The sequence below is a fragment of the Chlamydiota bacterium genome (assembly GCA_016178055.1).
In the GTDB taxonomy this organism is placed as follows: domain Bacteria; phylum Auribacterota; class JACPWU01; order JACPWU01; family JACPWU01; genus JACOUC01.
This window is the reverse complement of the sequence record JACOUC010000017.1, coordinates 53844-73249: the sequence shown is the minus strand read 5'-3', so window position 1 is coordinate 73249 and position 19406 is coordinate 53844. Positions and strand designations below refer to the sequence as shown.

The following is a 19406-nucleotide window of genomic DNA, read 5'->3' as shown; positions in this document are numbered from 1 at the left end:
TTTCATGGGGACGGGGGGAGTTGAACCCCCACGGTTTTACCCATAGGCTTCTGAGACCTACGTGTCTGCCAGTTCCACCACGTCCCCTCCCCATTTTGTCCGAGCAAAGCGAGGTTACAAAATGGAGGACCCCGACGAATGCCAGGGGTTATCATTATTTTAAAAAAACTTGCCCTGTTATACAACAGGGCACCCTGTCGGATGACAGGGTGAACCCCCACGGTTTTACCCATAGGCTTCTCAAGACCTACGTGTCTGCCAGTTCCACCACCCGCCCGTCTGGAAAAGAAATCCAAAAATCAAAGTTCAAAAATCAAAATTCAAGAATGCTTTGCATTTTTTAATTTTAATTTGTCATTTTGATGTTTGATTTTTGCATTTTGATTTTATTTATGCAAGGACGCAGAATGATAGCGAAAAGATTAGCCAGTTGCTACAGGTGAAGACAGAGGATTTGATGACATCATCGAAATCGCATCCCAGGGACATTCGCGGACGCAAAGGCGGCAGCCAATACATTTAGATTCCACGACTTTCACATATCCATTGAGTTGCCAGTTGGAAGGTTCAGGAACTTTTATAATGCACTGTTCCACTGGACAAAATTGAATGCAAATCTCACAACCTGTACAGTTTTCCCGATCGACAAAGGCCTTTGGCTTGGGCGGCCTTTTCGGCACTGGTTTTGCTGCGATAGGTGTTACAGATGCTTCTGCCATTTTTCCTCCACATTCCCTTCAAGTGTTGTTAATATAACACGCTTTATAAGGAGATGGCAATTGGGTTCTGATACTTTGATTCATAATCGGAAGGCCCGTTTTGATTTTTCAATTCTGGAAACTTTTGAGGTAGGTATTGTCCTCAAAGGAACAGAGGTTAAATCCATTCGTGGGCATAAGGCTCACTTAAATGACAGTTTTGCGCTGATTGAAAGAGGGGAAGTTATTCTTTATAATTTTCATATTGATCCTTATGCGTTTGGAAATCGATCAAATCATGACCCTTTAAGAAAAAGAAAATTGCTTCTCCACAAAAATGAAATTCAAAGATTAGTGGGTAAGCTCACTCAAAAACGTTTGACTTTGGTTCCACTCTCTATTTATTTAAAGCGGGGTAGAGTGAAGGTGGAAATGGCTTTGGCTGAGCGAAAACTCAAAGGTGATAAGCGAGAGGATCTTAAGAAAAAGGCATCCGATCGAGAGGCACAAGCTGCGATGAAGCAAAGAGTTAGGAATGTAAGGAATTAAAGGTAGAATGGCTCGTTTATACTTTTTTTTCTTGCACATTTTTCTATTAAAGTATGATAGCATTCTCTCAGTTCGTAAGGTTTGATCTTTGAAATTCCGCAATCCGAAATCCGAAATTCGCAATTGAATTGGGGGTGATACGGATTCGACTGGGGCATAGAAACAGGAGTGGCACGCAGAGGTTGCTCAGGAGGCCTCTTAAAACACCTGGCACAATCGTACATGCCAATCAAGCTAAAGTAGTCGCGTTCGAGAAGATGAACACGGTTCAGTTCGCTCCTCGAATGTTGGCATTGGCTGCTTAGACAGCCACGTCTATCAAGCTTATGTCTGCAGGGCTTGAATAGGCGACCCATAGCAGGCTGGTCAAGGGTGGAGATGGCGCACCTTTGACGAGGAAAACCCATGCCAACTGGCTCTTTTGAAATCCTGACTATTGGAGTTTAAAAGAGCGAGATCAAAACAATAGCCTAAGCGTGTAGAGGCTCTTGCAGAAGTGCTCTAGGACGTGGGTTCGACTCCCACCACCTCCAAATATTAAATTGCGGATGTCGGATTGCAGATTGCGGAATAAAGGATATTAATTAATGTAAAACAGGGAGTCGAAGCCGACAGGAGCGCCTCCTGTGGAGGAAAAGGGCCGGCTTTATCGGCCCGTCAGCGACTGCGGCCGGCTTCGCAGGAGGAGCGAAAGCGACGGGGGAGAAGGACTCCCACCACCTCCACCATTTTTATGAGATGATTCGTTATAAATTGGCTTTGCTCCTTTTGGCAATCAAAAGTGAAGAGGGATATGAGATGATCTTTTACAATCAACAAAAAATCCATCAATCTTTAAACCATCTTATTGCTTTTTCTGATCTATTTCTGAAGAAAGAAGATAAAAAGTTAAGAAATGATCAAATTTTTTCTTTAAAGAAACTAAAGTGGCCATCTTTATGGTGGGATCATTGGATATATAAACTGCACTTGTCACAAATTTATTTTTTCGTATATCCTTCACTTCCCCTTTTAGAAAAGGATTAAGTAAAACCCAAACATGTTCTCCCATGCTGAGCAGTTCTTCTTGGATTTTCTGAAATACTTGAGGGTCACAAGGTCCAATGGAGGCAATGATTACACCTTTTAAATCTTTCTTAATCGTTTCTTCCGATAGAGACATGGTTTTTAGCTCGTGGTAGAAGATATAAAGACGAGGGTCTTCTTCAAGAACTTGAACTTTTTTAGAAGGTATTTCAAATTCAACCGAATGGCCTGTTTCAATATCCACACCACTGATGGTTGGTTTTTCTCCAATACTCACAAATGATCCAACCGTTTGGGGCGTTCTGACAACGGATTGAACAAGCGCTTTGGCCAAATAATAATAACGGATAGGGATTCCAGACCAAACGGGGTAACAGATAAAAGATTTAGCATCAATCCTCTGTTCAATAGACGGATACAATTTTTTCCAATCGGGTGGTGTCCAAAAGGGCAAGGAGAGGTAGATGTGAAAAAAACTTATGAAGATCACTAATGTTAAGAAAATTGCGGAGATAATCCTGCCATATAAAATTTTTTTAGAAAATCTAGTATTAAAACGCACCCTGCGGCCGCTGTCATATAGAGCCATATCAAGATTGGAATGTACACTCGCGATGGTCCAAATCCCAATAACAAGGCAGATATACAAGGAAAAAAAAGAAACAGGGCTATCATCCACTTCACATGATCATTTCGATAGAAAAGAAAAAAAGCGATTAGAAGTAGTAATGGAAGAGGCTCAGCGATTTCCATTACAAGTTTTACCCAAATAACAGGTGCGCTTATCAGATGCTGGGGCATTTGACGATGTGCAGCCCAAGCATCATAATATTGAACATAATTTAAAAGGTACCATGCGATACACAAACCCATTGAGAATGCGTAGGCTCCAAGAATTTGAATATTTAGTTTTGAAAAATGAATTTGTCTCGATTCAGGAGAAGTTGATTCTTTAATGATGTGAATCAGGTGACACAAAATGATAGGGGTTAAAAAGAAAATACTGCTGGACAGAGTCAGCATGCAAAAAAAGGGAATAACGGCTATCGATAAAATGAAAAACCAAGTTTTTTTGTCTCTCGTTTTTTTGATAATGAAAGGATAGACCCACTTAGTATCGCTATAAGAAGGCACTGAAGAGAGTATCCACGAGCGGTACTAGAATAATGAATCAGTGCAGGACTTAATAGGATCCAGACCATACATAGGAGAGAAATTCTCATGTCAGAAAAAGCTTGTTTAGAAAGAAAAAAAACAACAGGGAGAAGCAGTAACCAAGATAACAAGGCTGGCAGTCGAACTGAGAATTCCTGAACACCTAAGAGCTGTGTTCAAATTCTTACTAAGAGAGAATGCAAAACATGATTATTGGGAATAGACAATTCATTAAAGATCGCTGTGACGTGATCTGCTAAGGCGTAGTGCCGAAGGGTCCAAATCTCATCGTATTCTAGACCCCGTGAGGTCATAGAAAAATAACGAAGTAAAATACCATAAGCTAAAATGAGTATGAATGAGAGGCTCACAAGTAAGAATTTCAAATGTTTTCTTAAAAAGACCATATTCCTCCATGGGTTCCACATGATCCTTAAACAGGGTATTCAAAGCAGGGTAAAACTATTCTACTACTACCAGCACTGCCGTTTTGACACATTCAAGAATGATGCGGGATAGAGAAAAAAGCAACTGTAAAGGGGAACAATTGACATTGCGGGGGAGTTTTACTAAAAAGCCTTGTTGATATATAAGTCCGAAGAGTGTAAACGTCTCATGCGGGTATCATTTAATACTTATTATTCGACACAAGTGCTCTTAACCTAGAAATTACGAAAAAATCATTTCTACTCTTGAAATGGGATCTAAAGTTTTAGTAAGGTAGTAGCAAATTTATGGAAAAAGGCTATTTATCTCTTGTTTTACATGCGCATTTGCCGTTTGTTCGCCATCCGGAGTATGAGTATTTTCTGGAGGAGAACTGGCTTTATGAGGCAATCACAGAGACTTACATCCCGCTCATTGACGTTTTTAATGGTCTCGTGCGGGATGGAGTTGATTTTCGAATGACCCTGACGCTTTCCCCAACGCTAGTTGCAATGCTCTCAGATCCTCTTCTTCAGTATCGTTATTTGAAACACATTCAAAAATTAATCGAGCTTGCTAATAAAGAGGTGGAGCGTACCCGCTGGCAGCCTGATTTTCATGAGTTGGCTTTGATGTATTACTGGAAGTTCACGAGGGCGAAAGAAGTTTTTGCCCATCATTATCAAAATAATATTCTTCAGGCGTTTAAAAATCTGCAGGATATTGGAAAGCTTGAGATTGTGACGTGTGCAGCCACGCATGGATTTCTTCCTCTCATGGGAGTGAATGCCAATGGAATGAAGGCCATTCGAGCCCAGGTCAAAATTGCTGTTGAACAGTATGAGAAACATTTTGGAAGACGACCTCGGGGGATTTGGCTTCCCGAATGTGGTTATGCCTCTGGGATTGATGAAATTTTGAGAGAGGCAGGTCTTAAATTTTTCTTTGTCGAAACGCATGGAATTTTACATGCCTCTCCTCGCCCCAAGCATGGGGTTTTTGCTCCGATTTATTGCCCATCAGGTGTGGCTGCTTTTGCACGTGATCTGGAGTCTTCAAAGCAGGTTTGGAGTGCGATCGAAGGCTATCCAGGGGATTATGAATACCGTGACTTCTATCGAGACATTGGTTTTGATTTAGATTTTGATTATGTCAAACCTTATATTACCCCCGATGGGAAAAGGGTTCATACCGGGATTAAATATCACCGCATTACAGGTCCGTCAGCAGATAAAAAAACTTATTCTCCCTCGAATGCGACGGAAAGGGCGGCTCATCATGCGGGTAATTTTATGTTTAATCGTCAGAATCAGGTTGAATTTCTTTCTGGTTTAATGGACCGAAAGCCGATTATCGTGGCCCCGTATGACGCTGAGCTTTTTGGGCATTGGTGGTATGAAGGACCCGAGTGGCTCAATTTTCTAATTCGAAAAATATATTATGATCAGACGACCTTTAAGTTGATTCAGCCGATGGAGTATTTAGATGCCTATCCCACCCATCAAGTTTCAACCCCTTCCATGTCCACGTGGGGATATAGGGGGTTTAATGAGGTTTGGCTGAATGGAACGAACGATTGGATTTATCGTCATCTTCATCAGGCCACCGATCGTATGGTTGAATTGGCCAATCGAGAGGCTTCCTCGAATGGTTTGACCGGTCGGGCGATTCGCCAGGCTGCTCGTGAGCTTCTTTTAGCGCAGTCGAGCGATTGGGCCTTTATCATGAAAACGGGAACGATGGTCGATTATGCGGTTAAAAGAACGAAAGAACATCTTCTCAAGTTTAATGATCTCTATCAGCAGATCTCTGAAACCAGAGTGAACGAAACCTTTTTGAATGAGATAGAATCACAGGATAATATTTTCCCAGAATTAAATTATCAGGTGTATTCTTAAAAATAGTTATTTAGAAGAGACTGGCATCTAAAATACTTAATACTTCCTCTAGCAATACCTCTGGTGCTCGTTCAATGTATTTCACCCTTCGGCTTCGATAATCGATTGATTTTACTTGGTCTACCATCACAAAACCTGTGAGTAAAGAAGGGGGATGGATTTTGACGTGAAATGGAATTTTACGATCTGTGTTTGTAATGGGACAAGCGATGGCAAAACCAGTAGCTTGATTAAATAAATCATTGCTTACAATCAGTGCGGGTCTTCGTCCTCTCTGTTCATGGCCTGCTTGGGGATCGAATGACAGTATGACCCAATCACCCTTGTGGGGCACATAGCTCGACATTTACCAAACTTCCTCACCCGTAGGTTTATTCCATACTTCGCGAGTCGGTTTATAACCTTTGGGCATTTGACGCACGAGTTCTCTCAAATTGTATTTCCCGCGTACTTGATGAACCGGTCGAATGAGAATACCATACTTCTTGACTCTAATATCCACTTGATCTCCAATGGTAATATGGGCTTTTTCAAGCACATCTTTGCTGACACGAAGACCTTGACTATTTCCCCATTTTTGAATTTTGGTCACCATACGACACGCCCCTTCTGATTGGATATACTATGTGTATACTATGTGTATAGCCTTTCTAAGCTGTAGAATCAATAGAAAAAAATAAGACGTCTCACCCCTTAAGACTGTTTTCGTTTTAATTTCTTCTCGATCATTCTTCCTAAAAACGCTGCTAGAGTTCCTAAAGCGGCGCTTCCTAAAACATCCAAGGGATAGTGAACTCCAATATAAATCCTTGAGAGACTCACCAGGATCGTCACCAAGCTCAAGGTCCCAATCCATTTTGGGTAATAAAAACCGAAAAATACGGCCAGGGTAAAAATGTCGAAAACGTGGCCTGATGGAAATGAGGCTGAAGCAGGGCAGGGGACCCTCAAAATAACGTTCTGAAGGACATGACAGGGTCGAAGTCTGTGGAAAAAAGGCTTCAGAAAAAGGTGTGTAAGAAAGTCAACGCTTACCAGAAGAAGAATTCCAACAATAGCAATTCTCCAGCGATCTTTTCTTTTTGAAAGAAAGGTGAATAGGATCATAAGGACAAGCCAGGTGAGTTGTCTTGTTTCTACCACCCAAAGAGATAAGGCGTCCAAAAAAGGATTTTGAAGATGATTAATCGAATAAAAAACTGCCTGGTCCCAATGTGCAAAAAATTCCATGGAGAGATGGTATTCTTAAACAAGTCAATGTGTCAAGATTGTGGAGCGTTCATTCAGCGTTTCTTCTTTTTCTAATTCTAGACGAACTATATTTTTAAGGCGGTTAAATTCATGAACTTCAAAGCAACAGGTGTCGATCGGTTTAAGCACGTGCAACGTGCCCAAGACTTTTGTTTTAAAAAGCCAGTCTCCCTTAGGAATAGCGTCTCTCGTACCGTTAATGGCAATGGGTAGAATAGGTTTTTTTTCCTGAAGGGCAAGTTTAAAAGCACCATTTTGAAATTTGTTCATTTGTTCGGTGGTGCTACGAGTTCCTTCTGGAAAAAAAAGGACGGATATCCCATTCCTCAGCCATTCCTCAGCCTCATGGTAGGACTTTTTGATGCTTGAATAATTTCCCCGTGAAAGTTGAATATGTTTTGCGATTTTGAGACACCAACCGACGAGCGGTAATTTAAAGAGAACGTCTTTTGCAACCCATTTGAATTGCATCTTGGTTTTATATAGAACGATGATATCTGCCAAACTCTGGTGATTGGCCACGATCACATAGGTTTGATTCCGATCAATATTTTCAAGACCTCTGACACGAAGTTTCCAGTAGGGGTTTAACCGAATAAGACTGCTGGCCCACCAATAGCATTGAGCATGCGCTACTGGAATTCGACGCAAGATCTTGGCCATCTTGGCCTTCAGAAAGCCTCGACAGACACCTGTCAGTGTATGCCTACGTTTTCTTCAGGCCAATATGGCTCAAGCTCTTGCGTCTCGGTTCTCATTTCCTATCGCTGTCCTTGGGTTAAGAATACCAATACAAACGCGGCAAATCTTGTTACGCCGTCATTGCGAGCGATAGCGAAGCAATCTCGTCTTTTGCTCAAGATCGCCACGGCCCTTCGGACCTCGCGGTGGCACAAAATTTTCTGAGTCTGTACCAGTGTACCTGTTTTAGAAATTTTTTCTACAGGATAAGAATCATATTTTGTGCAGATGAGCCTATCTGCTTATAGTAAATCTTTAAAAAGTAAAAGCTGAAGCGAGTCTTTCGGGTCAAAACTTGAAAGAGAGACGCCCAAAAGTCTTATTTCTTTTTGGCCAGCTTCTGTTTTGGGAAGAAGAACCTGAATCACATTCATGATGTCATGGGCCTTGTGGATAGAGGTCGGTAAGGTTTTACTCCGTGTAATAGATTTAAAGTCGTAATATTTTACTTTGAGTGTGATCGTGTGAGCTTTGATAGTATCTTGGGAGAGGCGTTCGGAGACAGTTTGGCAGAGTTCAAAAAGAATTTCTTTCATAAATTTCATATCGAGGGTGTCTCTTTCAAAAGTCGTTTCCTGACCGATTGATTTATATTCTGTCTGAGCCTCAACCAGTCGATTGTCTTGGCCATGAGAAAGCTGGTAGAAAAAATAGCCTGATTTTCCAAATTCGTTGACCCATTTTTTAATTGGGAATTTTCTTAATTGTCCAATGGTCTGGATTCCTAAGCTTTTGAAATGTCGCTCGGTGACTTCTCCCACACCCCACATTTTTCGGATGGGAAGGGGAGTGATAAATGAAATGACTTCTTTAGGTTTGACCACGGTGAGTCCATTGGGTTTCTTGTAATCAGATGCGATTTTTGCGATGAATTTATTGGGACCCACTCCGGCGGATGCCGTGAGCCCTGTCTGAGAAACAATTTCTGACTTGATCTCTTTTGCCAGATCCGTAACGGTTGTTTTAAGCCTTGGGCTTTGGGTGACATCAAGATAGGCTTCATCAAGAGAAAGGGGTTCCACGAGAGGCGTATACTTTTGAAAAATATTCATGATTTGATTAGAAATTTCTTCGTATCGTTCAAAATGAGGAGAGATAAAAATGGCCTGAGGGCAAATTCGTGCTGCCTGGGCCGAAGACATGGCGGACCGGACCCCAAATTTCCTTGCCTCATAAGAGGCTGAGCAAACGACTCCTCGTCCTTGGGGATTTCCCCCGACAATAATTGATTTTCCTTTCAGTTCAGGATGATCCTTAGCCTCCACCGAAGCATAATAGGCGTCCATGTCGATGTGAATGATGGCTCGTGATGGCATACGGTTGCGGGAAGCAGATGAAGGTATTTAATTTATAAATATTAAAAATGAAATCCTAACCCCAGTCTCATGACAAGGGATTTCCAGTTAACTTCGTTCAAGCGGTAATCTTCAACGGTTCCGTCTGACACAAAGGTATGATCAATCCCTGGATCCGTTGACCATTGCTCAAATCCGATGTTAAAAAAAATAGACCCATGATGGGACAATGCGTAATTCGTTCCCATCGAAAAGACAATTCCATTTCCATCCGCTTCGTGACGAAAGCTCACAGGATGGGCGAAGTCTTCCCTCATATGCCAGTCTGCCACAGCTTCGTAGTCTGCCCAGTGGTATTGAAACTCGAGGGATAAAGTTATTTTTTCAGTGGGTTGGGTCACGAGGTCTAAACCGATCCAGGGTCCTTTCCATTGGGTATCGTACGTGTCGGTCGGGCCTGTGAGGGGGATGGATACAATAGAATCTGAAGTAGGAATAAATTCAATCCCATCTCCGATTCTTAAATTTTGCTCATGATAAGAATAACCGCCAAGAGGGGTGAGGGACAGATTTCCTTTAAAAAAATGCCATTGGAGCCCGGCCCCCAGTGAACCATCGAGTGTGTTCCCCCCGCCAGCACCGTTGATGGAACGGGAAAATTCAAGGGTACGGTCGTCACCTGCAAAATCAGAATCTTGATTTTTACCATCCAGAATCCAGCCATAGGCGATGGAACCTTTAAGTAAAATTTTTTTGTGAATGAGGATTTGTTCCTCTCCCTTGATTTCGTTGATCTCTAAATCTTTCCAAGTGAGTTCTGAAAGGATGTTCGGGTTTTGTCCGTTGATATCTCCTGCGATATTCCAGTCGAAATGATCTACGCGGTAGCCATCGCTGACTTTTAAATCCGTCTCGAGGTTTGAGGCATGAGGAAGTTGGGAATAAAAAAATATAAAATAAAAAAGGGTAGGCAATAGAACGATTTTGTTTTTCATGTGTTTTCCTTTCGGACTTTATGAATCAATATTATAGTAACTCATCATAGGGTTTTCAATCACTTTAAAGCGAGGCGTATGTTACAATGGATTTTGTTACCGGTTACTGGTGACGGGGGACCGGTGACGGTTTTTATCGTTGAGGTGAGAATATGTTTGTGATTAGAAGTATTCGATCAAATGATTTACCTTCCTTCTTTCGTCTCGCGGCAATGCTTAATACCTACAATCTTCCTAAAGACCGCCTGCTTCTAGCAAAGATGATTCAAGTTTCAAATCGTTCTTTTAAGGGGAAACTTTCTTTTCTTCATGAAGGGCGTTACGTATTGGTTGCTGAGGAAATTTCTTCAGGGAAGATTGTCGGGACTTCCGAAATTCTTGCTAAAAAAGGGTTCCCTAAAAATCCCTTTATCTTTTGTGAGGTCGGAGAAGATTGCATGGAGAGTAAGACGCTTCATAAAAAAGTTTCGCATCGATATATTAAACTTCATTCGACTTCTGATGGGGCGACTGAAATTGGGGGGCTTGTGGTTGATCCTCACTATCGAGGTCATGGGTGTGGAATCGGAAAAGTTTTATCTTATGTAAGAATGATGTATATCAAAGCCCATCCGGGACGCTTTCAGAAACGGATTCTGGCCGAGCTTCTTGCCTATCTTGATCCCGAGGGAGAAAATCCACTGTGGAATGTTTTGGGGAAACATTTTACAGGGCTATCGTACGCACGAGCCGACCGTTTAAGCATTCGTAATAAAGAATTTATTTTATCCCTGTTTCCTTCAGAAAAAATTTATACCTGTCTTTTACCTGAACGTGTTCAGAAAGTTTTAGAGGAGCCAGGGTTTCATACCATTCCTGCAAAAGTACTTTTGGAAAAAATAGGTTTTAAGTATCTTCATCAAATTGATCCTTTTGATGGAGGACCCTTATATGGGGCTAAAACCCATGAAATTAGGGTCTGTCGAGAGACAAAAGAATATCGATTTTTAGATGCGCTGAAAGGGTCGGGATTAATGGAAGGGATTGTGATGGTAGAAAAAAAGGGAGAGATTTGCGCAAGTTTGGCGACGGCAAATCTTTTAAAAACAGGGATGATGTTAGAAGAAAGAGTTGCTAAATTTCTTCAGCTTCGTCAAGGCGAGAAGATATGGTTTTATAAAATATAACTTGAGTCTCCAGTTACCGGCGACGGGTAACAGGTGACCGGTAACAGGCGACCCATATGCGAGCGATTGTCTTAGGCGATCCCACTTATTTTCGTATTAAGGCGGGTAACAATCCTCATACAAGGAATCGTTGGGGATTGCGACAGTCCGTTTCGCTTGAGAAGGCGATTCGGCAATGGAAGCGGCTTAAGGATCAACTCAGCGAATTGGGAGTTAAAGTGTTGGTTGTGCCTCCTGAAAAGGATTGGCCAGGAATGGTTTTTCCGGCCAATGCAGGCGTTGTGATGGATCAAGAAGGCCTTCGCCCCTTTTCAGAAAAGATTTTTTTAATGAGTCGTTTGAATCAAGGACGCTGTGGAGAGGAATTTTACTATCAAAAATTTTTTGAAAAACTTGGATTTAAAATTGAAGGGGTTGATTGTCCTTTTGAAGGGGAAGCAGACTTTTTCCAAGCGGGATCCTACACTATTTTTACTTATGGTAGAATTATCAGGCCTCATTTTAAATTGCGTTGGGGGCTTCCTCCTTACGAGCGAGTTTATGGTTTTAGAACCGATTTTATTTTTTTAGAAAAGGTAAAGAAATATATTTCTCCAGAAAAAATTTTACCCTTGGAGCTTATTGACGAGCGTTTTTATCATGGAGATACCGTTTGCTGTTCTTTTGGCCTACACCGTCAATATGTGATGAGTTATTTATTAGCCTTGTCTTCTGAAAGTCAAGAAGTGCTGAAAAATGCCTTTGGGGAAAAATTAATTGCTCTTTCTGGGGAGGATGCCTTTCGCTATGCAGCTAATTCTTTTTATTTAGAGACAGATGAGGGGAGGTTTTTACTCATTCCTCAGGGTTTGAGTCGTAGGTTGCTGGATCAATTGGTAGAGAGAGCAATGATCCCTATTGAAATAGACGTCTCTGAATTTTATGAAAAGGGAGGGGGATCGATTAAATGTATGATTTTAGACTTAGGCCCTGTTTTTGATAAAGAACAACTTTTAAAACTAAAAAATGATTTTGACCATTAATTTTGATAGCGAAGCTTAAAAGGACATGTTAAAATTCCTAAAAACTTTATTTAGGAGGTCATTGAGCTATGTTTGGCAAAATCCCTTTATTGTTGATTGTGATGGGCATGGGCTATTTTGTAGCCTTGAAGGCAACGGAAGAAGTAGGTTTTCTTAAAACTCTCGGTAATGTCATTGCTGGGATTCTTATTGTCGGAAGTCTCTTAGGACTGGGACTGAGTGGATATGTCTGTTATAAAGGGTGTACGTTAGGCCAGTCATGGAAGTGTCCTGTTCAGCGGGTCATGACTGAGCAATAATCACTACGGAGTCGCCAGTTTCCGGTTACCGGCGACAGGTGACTGGCAACAGGTGACCGAAACGCTTGACTTAAGTTATATTAACATTGTTGAAAAACGTTTGGAGTAACTTTGGGTATCGTTAATTTTGTCTTAGGCATGTTCTCAAGTGATATGGGAATTGATTTGGGAACGGCCAATTCTTTGATTTATGTGAAGGGCAAAGGCATTGTTCTTACCGAACCCTCTGTTGTCGCCATCCAAAAAGGAACTTCCAATGTTCTTGCGGTTGGAAATGAAGCTAAAAGAATGTTGGGAAGAACCCCTGGAAATATTTTGGCTATTCGTCCTTTAAAAGATGGTGTCATTGCTGATTTTGAAATTACAGAGAGTATGCTTCGTTATTTTATTACAAAAGTTCATAATAGGAAGGCCTTGGTAAGACCCAGGATTGTTGTCGCAGTTCCGTCTGGAATTACCGAGGTGGAAAAAAGGGCTGTTAAGGATTCGGCACTTCATGCAGGGGCACGGGAAGTATATTTAATTGAAGAGCCCATGGCTGCAGCCATTGGGGTAGGGCTTCCCGTTCAAGAACCTGCGGGTAATATGATTATCGACATTGGTGGAGGGACCACTGAGGTTGCAATCATATCCCTGGCCGGGATTGTTTTTTCTAAGAGCGTGCGGGTGGGTGGAGATGAGATGGATGATGCGATTATTCAGTATTTGAAAAGAACCTATAACTTGATGATTGGAGAAAGGACGGCTGAAAATGTTAAAATTGCAATTGGATCAGCTGCTCCTTTACCTGAAGAAATCAGCATCGATGTAAAAGGGAGAGATCTTGTCTCGGGACTACCCAAGACCATTGTTATTAATTCTGAAGAAATTCGCGGGGCGCTTTTAGAAACGATTTCTACGATTATTGAGGCGGTTAGAATTTCTCTTGAGCGTTGTCCTCCAGAACTCGCGGCAGATCTTGTTGATCGCGGTTTAATTTTAGCAGGTGGAGGGGCCCTCCTCAGAGGAATCGACCGACTCTTGGCTGAAGAAACTGGACTCCCGGTTAATGTGGCAGATGATCCGCTGAGTGCTGTCGCCATGGGCACAGGGCGTGTCCTGGACGAGTTAGACTTCTTGAAGAAGGTCATTGTCACTGATAACGCTAGGGTCTAGTTTTGTCGAGAAGCCGGCTATTGATTTATATTGCTTTATTTTCCTTACTGCCTCTTGTTTTGATAGGCCTTCCTAGAGCATTGACTCGTCATTGGTCATTTTTTTTTAACGAGACCAGTGTCCCTATTCTTAAATTTTCTGAACGATTTATAAATCGAGCCAAAAATTTCTTATTCGTTTTAGGAAATTTTTCTCAAGAAGAGGAAGAACAAAATCATTTAAAGCGAGAAGTGACGCGTCTTAGATTTGAAAGAGACCAATTTAAGAACGTTTCTCTTGAAAATGAAAGGCTGGTCAATCTTCTTCATTTTATTCAGGAGAGTTCTTCAGTTCTTTTGAGTACTCGGGTGGTGGGAAGGGCCCCAAGTCGTTGGAATGAGAGTGTGTGGATTGATCTAGGGGCCAAAGACGGTTTAGAACCTGGAATGGCCGTTTTATCTTATGAGGGTGTGGCTGGAAAAATTGTTGAGGTAATGCCCAAGTGGAGTCGTGTTCTCTTGCTTATTGATGAGAATTCTAAAGTGGGAGCGGTGGTCGAAAGGACACGGGAAATAGGAATTCTTGAGGGGAGAGGGTTATCTTGCGTTTTGAAGTTTCTTCCTCGGGAAGCCCAAGTGAAGCCGGGAGATCGTGTTGTGACTTCAGGTTTAAGTCGTTTTTTTCCGCCTGGGCTTGAAATCGGTCGGGTGGTCAAAGTTCAGGATGATGCAGAGGGGCTTTTTCAATATGCAGAGGTTTCCCCCGAGGTGCATTTTGGAAAACTGGAAGAGGTGAGTGTGGTGATGACAAAAGAAAGAGGAATTAAAGAGTTAGAGTCTTAATATGGAATGGATCAAAGAAGCGGTTCTTATTTTTTTGAGTGTGATCTTACAAAGTCAGTTAAAAATTTTTGGATATTTTGATTTATTTTCTCTTATTTCTTTTTATTTTTTTATGAGACGTCATTGGCTGAGCGGCGTTATTTTTTCTTTAATCGGAGGTTTTATTTGGGACGGTTTGTCAGGAGAGTCTTTAGGGGTGAAGTCCATGAGTCTTTTGGGCTCTTTTTTTGTCATTAAATTCCTCCATTCAATTTTTTTTCAAGAACATTTGCTGGCTCGCTTAGGAGGGGTCGCCTTAGGGATGGGTGTTGGATTTATTTTTGAATGGGGTTTAAATCGATTCGAAGGAAATATGAGACCCTTTACTTTGAGTATTCTTTTCAAAGCGGTGGTTCAAACAGGTCTATTAACCGTGGTTATTTATCCCTTGCTAGATCGACTATTTCGAGGACGGCATCGATGGGTCAATTCGGTTTAGACCGCAGGCTCTTTATTTTAAAGTTTGGGGTTACCTTTACGCTTGTCTCTTTGATTGGAGTTTTTTGGTATGTTCAAGTCATAAAGAGGGAACGTTACTTAGGGCTTTCACAAGACAATAGAATTCGTAGAGTTTGGATCCCAGCTCCACGAGGAAAAATTTTGGATCGTCATGGGCTTGTGATGGTAGATAATCGGCCAAGTTTTGATGTGGCGATAGAGTACGAAGCCATTAAAAGAAAAAAAGTGCCTTTGAATTTTTTGGCGGCCTCGTTAGGGACAACCCCTGACAGAATAGAACAGGTTACGAGATCTTATCATGGCCCAGCCTATCTTTCAGTCCCGATTGAGAGGGATGTGAATATGGATCTTTTAACTCAGGTCGAAGAGGCAAGGTTTAAAATGCCGTGGGTGACCGTAGAGGAAAACCCTGTTCGAGCCTATCTCCTGGGGGACTGTGCCTCTTCGATTTTAGGATATGTTGGAGCGATTAATCGACAAGAGTACGAAACCTTAAAGGATAGAGGTTATCACTGGCTAGATGTTATTGGACGAACAGGGGTTGAAAATAGTTGTGAATCTTATTTACGAGGAGAGTCAGGAGGAATGCAAATAGAGGTTGATAGTCGGGGGTATCGAGAACAAATTTTGTCCATTAAAAGGCCTGTTCGCGGACGAGATGTTTATCTTACTTTGGATATGAAAATTCAGCAGACGCTCGAAGAAATTTTGAGAGAAAAACGAGCCGTCGGAATTGTGATGAATCCCAATACAGGTGAGATTTTGGCTGCTGTCAGCCGACCTGGTTTTGATCTAAATGTGTTTATTAAACCTGATTTGAAGGAAGAAGCTCTAAAGCTCTTTAAAGATCCTAATCGACCTTTGATGAATCGAGTCTTTCAAGGAAGTTATGCCCCGGGTTCTATTTTTAAGTTGGTGGTCGCCAGTGCTGGATTGGATACAGGAGTGATGAATGAAACCAGTCTTGTCCATTGTTCAGGCTCCGTGAAAATAGGGGGTTCCACTTTCAGATGCTGGAAGGAATTAGGGCATGGAGAGGTGACGTTAGAGGAAGCCATTCGATATTCATGCAATGTTTTTTTTTATCAACTGGGACTTAATTTAGGGCCTGAGCGAATGGCCAAATACGCTAAGAAATTTGGCTTTGGAGAACCCACAGGGCTAGATGTTGGAGGTGATCGAGCGGGAGTCATTCCTTCTCCCCTTTGGAAGCGCCAGAAATTGCATGAGGGATGGTTTCGAGGGGATACGGCCAATTTTGCTATTGGACAAGGGTTTGTTTCTGTGACTCCTTTACAAATGGCTGTGATGGTTTCGACCCTAGCCAACGGGGGAAAGCTTTTTTCTCCTTCTTTAGTGAAGAAAGTCGTTCTTCCGGATGGAAGGACTTTGATTGAAATGGGTCCCAAAGAAAAAGGTTCGTTGGGTTTATCCACGTCGGTTCTTTCTTTGATTAAAAAAGGGATGTGGGAGGTCGTCAATGAAGGGGATGGGACCGGTCGGGCGGCACGATTAGACTCAGTAGAAATTTCTGGGAAGACGGGAACGGTTCAAGTTGTTCAGCATGATCAAATGATTAAGAATGGCTGGTTTGTCTCATTTGCTCCTTCTCAAAATCCAAAATATGTTTTGGTTCTTTTGGTCGAGGGAGTGGAATCAGGAGGGCATGACGTCGCTCCTCTGGCCAAAGAGATTTATGAAAGGATTTTGTAGGGGGTAGGATGATTCCTTTACGGGCTCTTAAATTTATAAATTTAAAAATTTTGTTTCTGATGCTCTTTTTATTGGGAATCGGTCTTGCCTTTATCTACAGCGCCTCTTATCAAGATTCGGGCGCTCTTTTATTCGTTCATAAACAGCTCTTTTTTATTGGAGTGGGATTGATTGCATTTTGGTTTGCCATGAATATGGAATTTAGAACGCTCAACTTGGCATCTCCTTTTTTTTATTTTTCAAGTTTATTGATGCTCGTTCTTGTTCTTTGGGTCGGACAGATTCACAATGGAGCAAAAAGTTGGTTTGATTTTGGATTCTTCTCTTTGCAACCTTCAGAGATTGCAAAGATGGGAATTGTTTTCATGCTGGCTCGATATCTATCAGAGCGTCGCGAAGATCGATTCAAACTTTCTTATGTTTTAATTTCGACTATTTGGGTAGGGATTCCGATGCTTCTTATTTTAAAACAGCCCGATTTAGGAACGGCGATGGTTCTTGTCCCTGTGTTATTGGGGATGCTTTTTATAGCAGGGGCTCGCCTCCGATATTTGGTTGGAATGATTCTCTTAAGTGTGTTGTCACTTCCTGTGATTTGGAGTGTTCTTCATTCCTATCAACGCCAGAGGCTAATGGTTTTTTTAAATCCAAATCGAGATCCTTTAGGATCTGGTTATCATGCCATTCAATCTAAGATTGCCGTTGGATCGGGGGGATGGTTTGGTAAAGGATGGCTTCAAGGAACGCAAAGTCAACTTCACTTTGTCCCAGAACGTCATACGGATTTTATTTTTTCTGTTCTAGGGGAAGAATGGGGCTTTATAGGCTGTTGGATGGTTCTTCTGGCGTATTTGCTTCTGATTTTAAGCGCCCTTCAAGTGGCAACATCTTCTGAGGATCTTTTTGGAAGGTTGTTGGCCGTTGGATTTGTACTGGTTCTCATAGCTCATGTGATCATTAATACGGGAATGACCGTGGGTGTTGCGCCTATTACAGGAATTCCACTTTCACTCATCAGTTATGGGGGATCTCATCTGATTACCATCATGGCATGTTTAGGTTTCATAGAAAATATTCATATAGCGAAAAACTTACGATAGGAAATTTGACTCCTGAGAGTCACAGGTTTTTAAAATTTAAATTTTGTTTTTGAGAGGATAAATCTATGTCAAAAGAAATTATTATTAACAGTGAAGGAAAGGAACGAAGAATCGCCTTTTTAGAGGATGGACAACTGGAAGATTTCTCGATCGAACGTGAATCCGATCGGCGTTTGGTGGGGAGCGTTTATAAAGGGATTATTGAAAATGTTGTTCCTGGAATTCAGGCTGCTTTTGTGAATGTAGGGCTGGAAAAAAATGGGTTCCTTCATGTTTCAGATATTATTAATCCGAGCGATGCCTATCGGGATATTTTAGATGAAGAAATTGATGAAGAGGTAAAAACTCCTAGTGAGGGGGAAGCTTCACCTCCTCCTATGGAGCGACCTCAGAAAAAGGCAACCATTGATGAATTAGTTAAAACGGGCCAAGAGGTTGTGGTCCAAGTCATCAAGGATCCCATTGGAACAAAAGGAGTCAGGCTTTCAACGAATATCAGTTTGCCGGGTCGTTATATGGTTTTACTCCCGGATGATCCACGCCGAGGTATTTCACGAAGGATTATGGATAAAACTGAGCGGGCCCGACTTCGCGAGATTCTATGGTCTCTCAATGTTCCAGAAAATGTTGGAATTATTATTCGTACCGTTGGAGAGGGGATGCATAAAAAGTATTTTATTCGGGATTTAAGATACTTGCTAGGGCTTTGGAAAAAGATTGAACGCCGCCGTCAAGAGTACACAGCCCCTAATTCTCTTCATACGGAACTAGACTTGGCTTTGAAGACCGTAAGGGATGCCTTCACTGAATCCGTGGGACGTTTAGTGGTAGATTCCAGGGATGATTTTCGAAAGATTAAACGGTTTGTCAGTGCAGTTCTTCCCCGCTTGAGGTCAAAAGTTGAACTTTATTCTGGAATTGAACCCATTTTTGAACATATAGGAATTGAAAAAGAGATCAAGAAAATTTTTGATCGAAAGGTATGGCTAAAAACGGGAGGGTATTTAATTATTGAACAGACAGAGGCCCTTGTTGCCATTGATGTTAATTCAGGTCGGAATGTTGGAAAGAATGATTTAGAGGAAACGATTCTTGAAACCAATATGGAGGCCGTAGAAGAAGTTGCTAAACAAATGAGACTTCGCAATGTGGGTGGCATTGTTATTATTGATTTAATTGACATGAAGACCAAAAGAAATCAGATGAAGGTTCTTCAAAAATTGAGAATGTGTCTGCGTAGAGATAAGGCGAAGACCAATATTCTTCCTATCAGTGAGATCGGACTTGTGGAAATGACTCGCCAAAGAGTTCAAGAAAGTACCAATAAAGCTCTTTACGAGTCTTGTCCTGTTTGCTCTGGTTTAGGAAGTATCAAATCCAGTACAAGCATTATTCTTGAAGTTTTGCGAGAACTCAAAAGCATTGTCGCAAAGAAAAAAATAACCTCGTCCAAAATTATTCTTCATCCCAAGGTTGCCGATAAACTTTTAACAGAAGAAAAGGAAATTTATGTACAGATGGAGAGGAGCCTAAAGGGAAAATTGGAAATAGAGAAGGATGTGGAACTGAATTTAGATGATTATAAGATCGTATATTAG

20 protein-coding genes, 1 tRNA gene and 1 other RNA gene are annotated in these 19406 nt (G+C 41.6%); 12 read left to right on the top strand and 10 right to left on the bottom strand.

All coding sequences use genetic code 11. The annotated features are described in order from the left end of the window. Positions 1–5 precede the first annotated feature (5 nt). Together HYS07_02515 and HYS07_02510 are read right to left on the bottom strand one after the other, a co-directional pair. A tRNA-Leu gene (locus tag HYS07_02515) sits at positions 6–87 on the bottom strand. A gap of 335 nt (positions 88–422) precedes the next feature. Further along, positions 423–719, bottom strand: a complete 297-nt coding sequence (locus HYS07_02510) for a 4Fe-4S binding protein (protein ID MBI1870047.1) — start codon at positions 717–719, stop codon at positions 423–425. Between the two features lie 60 nt (positions 720–779). Between HYS07_02510 and smpB the strand changes: the two genes are divergently transcribed. Next, positions 780–1247 (top strand): SsrA-binding protein SmpB, encoded by a 468-nt coding sequence (gene smpB / locus HYS07_02505; protein MBI1870046.1) that lies wholly within the window; start codon positions 780–782, stop codon positions 1245–1247. 130 nt (positions 1248–1377) lie between these two features. Then, positions 1378–1783, top strand: a transfer-messenger RNA (tmRNA) gene (gene ssrA, locus HYS07_02500). 308 nt (positions 1784–2091) lie between these two features. Here ssrA and HYS07_02495 read toward each other — a convergent pair. Together HYS07_02495 and HYS07_02490 are read right to left on the bottom strand one after the other, a co-directional pair. After that, positions 2092–2694, bottom strand: coding sequence for a hypothetical protein (locus HYS07_02495; GenBank protein MBI1870045.1), 603 nt, complete (start codon positions 2692–2694; stop codon positions 2092–2094). 910 nt (positions 2695–3604) lie between these two features. Continuing rightward, positions 3605–3814, bottom strand: a complete 210-nt coding sequence (locus HYS07_02490) for a hypothetical protein (GenBank protein ID MBI1870044.1) — start codon at positions 3812–3814, stop codon at positions 3605–3607. Positions 3815–4162: 348 nt separating this feature from the next. Here HYS07_02490 and HYS07_02485 point away from each other — a divergent pair, with 348 nt between their 5' ends. Beyond that, on the top strand, positions 4163–5752 hold the full coding sequence (locus HYS07_02485; GenBank protein ID MBI1870043.1) for a DUF1957 domain-containing protein: 1590 nt from the start codon (positions 4163–4165) through the stop codon (positions 5750–5752). A 10-nt stretch (positions 5753–5762) separates the two neighbouring features. Here the strand turns inward: HYS07_02485 and HYS07_02480 are convergent, their stop codons facing one another. The 6 genes from HYS07_02480 to HYS07_02455 form a co-directional block, all read right to left on the bottom strand. Next, the gene (locus HYS07_02480) at positions 5763–6098 is read right to left on the bottom strand and encodes a type II toxin-antitoxin system PemK/MazF family toxin (GenBank protein MBI1870042.1); all 336 of its coding nucleotides are present in this window, start codon (positions 6096–6098) and stop codon (positions 5763–5765) included. After that, positions 6099–6347, bottom strand: coding sequence for a transcriptional regulator/antitoxin, MazE (locus HYS07_02475; protein MBI1870041.1), 249 nt, complete (start codon positions 6345–6347; stop codon positions 6099–6101). It lies immediately after the preceding gene. A gap of 98 nt (positions 6348–6445) precedes the next feature. Further along, the gene (locus tag HYS07_02470; GenBank protein ID MBI1870040.1) at positions 6446–6982 is read right to left on the bottom strand and encodes a phosphatase PAP2 family protein; all 537 of its coding nucleotides are present in this window, start codon (positions 6980–6982) and stop codon (positions 6446–6448) included. Between the two features lie 24 nt (positions 6983–7006). After that, positions 7007–7666: a 1-acyl-sn-glycerol-3-phosphate acyltransferase gene (locus HYS07_02465; GenBank protein MBI1870039.1), complete on the bottom strand. Its 660-nt coding sequence runs from the start codon at positions 7664–7666 to the stop codon at positions 7007–7009. A 320-nt stretch (positions 7667–7986) separates the two neighbouring features. Continuing rightward, a complete protein-coding gene (gene dinB, locus HYS07_02460; GenBank protein ID MBI1870038.1) occupies positions 7987–9060 on the bottom strand; it encodes a DNA polymerase IV in 1074 nt (357 codons plus the stop codon). Between the two features lie 41 nt (positions 9061–9101). Then, positions 9102–10034 (bottom strand): omptin family outer membrane protease, encoded by a 933-nt coding sequence (locus tag HYS07_02455; GenBank protein MBI1870037.1) that lies wholly within the window; start codon positions 10032–10034, stop codon positions 9102–9104. A gap of 152 nt (positions 10035–10186) precedes the next feature. On the opposite strand from HYS07_02455, the gene HYS07_02450 reads away from it, so the two are divergent. The 9 genes from HYS07_02450 (at position 10187) to HYS07_02410 (ending at position 19406) form a co-directional block, all read left to right on the top strand. After that, the gene (locus HYS07_02450) at positions 10187–11200 is read left to right on the top strand and encodes an arginine N-succinyltransferase (GenBank protein MBI1870036.1); all 1014 of its coding nucleotides are present in this window, start codon (positions 10187–10189) and stop codon (positions 11198–11200) included. 56 nt (positions 11201–11256) lie between these two features. Further along, positions 11257–12222 carry a hypothetical protein gene (locus tag HYS07_02445; GenBank protein ID MBI1870035.1) on the top strand — a complete coding sequence of 322 codons (966 nt, stop codon included), beginning with the start codon at positions 11257–11259 and terminating at the stop codon, positions 12220–12222. 68 nt (positions 12223–12290) lie between these two features. After that, complete coding sequence (locus HYS07_02440; protein MBI1870034.1) at positions 12291–12521, top strand: hypothetical protein; 231 nt, start codon at positions 12291–12293, stop codon at positions 12519–12521. Positions 12522–12659: 138 nt separating this feature from the next. Next, positions 12660–13676: a rod shape-determining protein gene (locus HYS07_02435; protein ID MBI1870033.1), complete on the top strand. Its 1017-nt coding sequence runs from the start codon at positions 12660–12662 to the stop codon at positions 13674–13676. Between the two features lie 2 nt (positions 13677–13678). Continuing rightward, the gene (mreC, locus tag HYS07_02430) at positions 13679–14497 is read left to right on the top strand and encodes a rod shape-determining protein MreC (protein MBI1870032.1); all 819 of its coding nucleotides are present in this window, start codon (positions 13679–13681) and stop codon (positions 14495–14497) included. 1 nt (position 14498) lies between these two features. Next, positions 14499–14975, top strand: coding sequence for a hypothetical protein (locus HYS07_02425; GenBank protein MBI1870031.1), 477 nt, complete (start codon positions 14499–14501; stop codon positions 14973–14975). After that, positions 14957–16708 carry a penicillin-binding protein 2 gene (gene mrdA / locus HYS07_02420; GenBank protein MBI1870030.1) on the top strand — a complete coding sequence of 584 codons (1752 nt, stop codon included), beginning with the start codon at positions 14957–14959 and terminating at the stop codon, positions 16706–16708. Before HYS07_02425 ends, mrdA begins: the two co-directional genes overlap by 19 nt. Positions 16709–16716: 8 nt before the next feature. Continuing rightward, positions 16717–17808, top strand: coding sequence for a rod shape-determining protein RodA (gene rodA / locus HYS07_02415; protein MBI1870029.1), 1092 nt, complete (start codon positions 16717–16719; stop codon positions 17806–17808). A gap of 65 nt (positions 17809–17873) precedes the next feature. Then, complete coding sequence (locus HYS07_02410) at positions 17874–19406, top strand: Rne/Rng family ribonuclease (protein MBI1870028.1); 1533 nt, start codon at positions 17874–17876, stop codon at positions 19404–19406.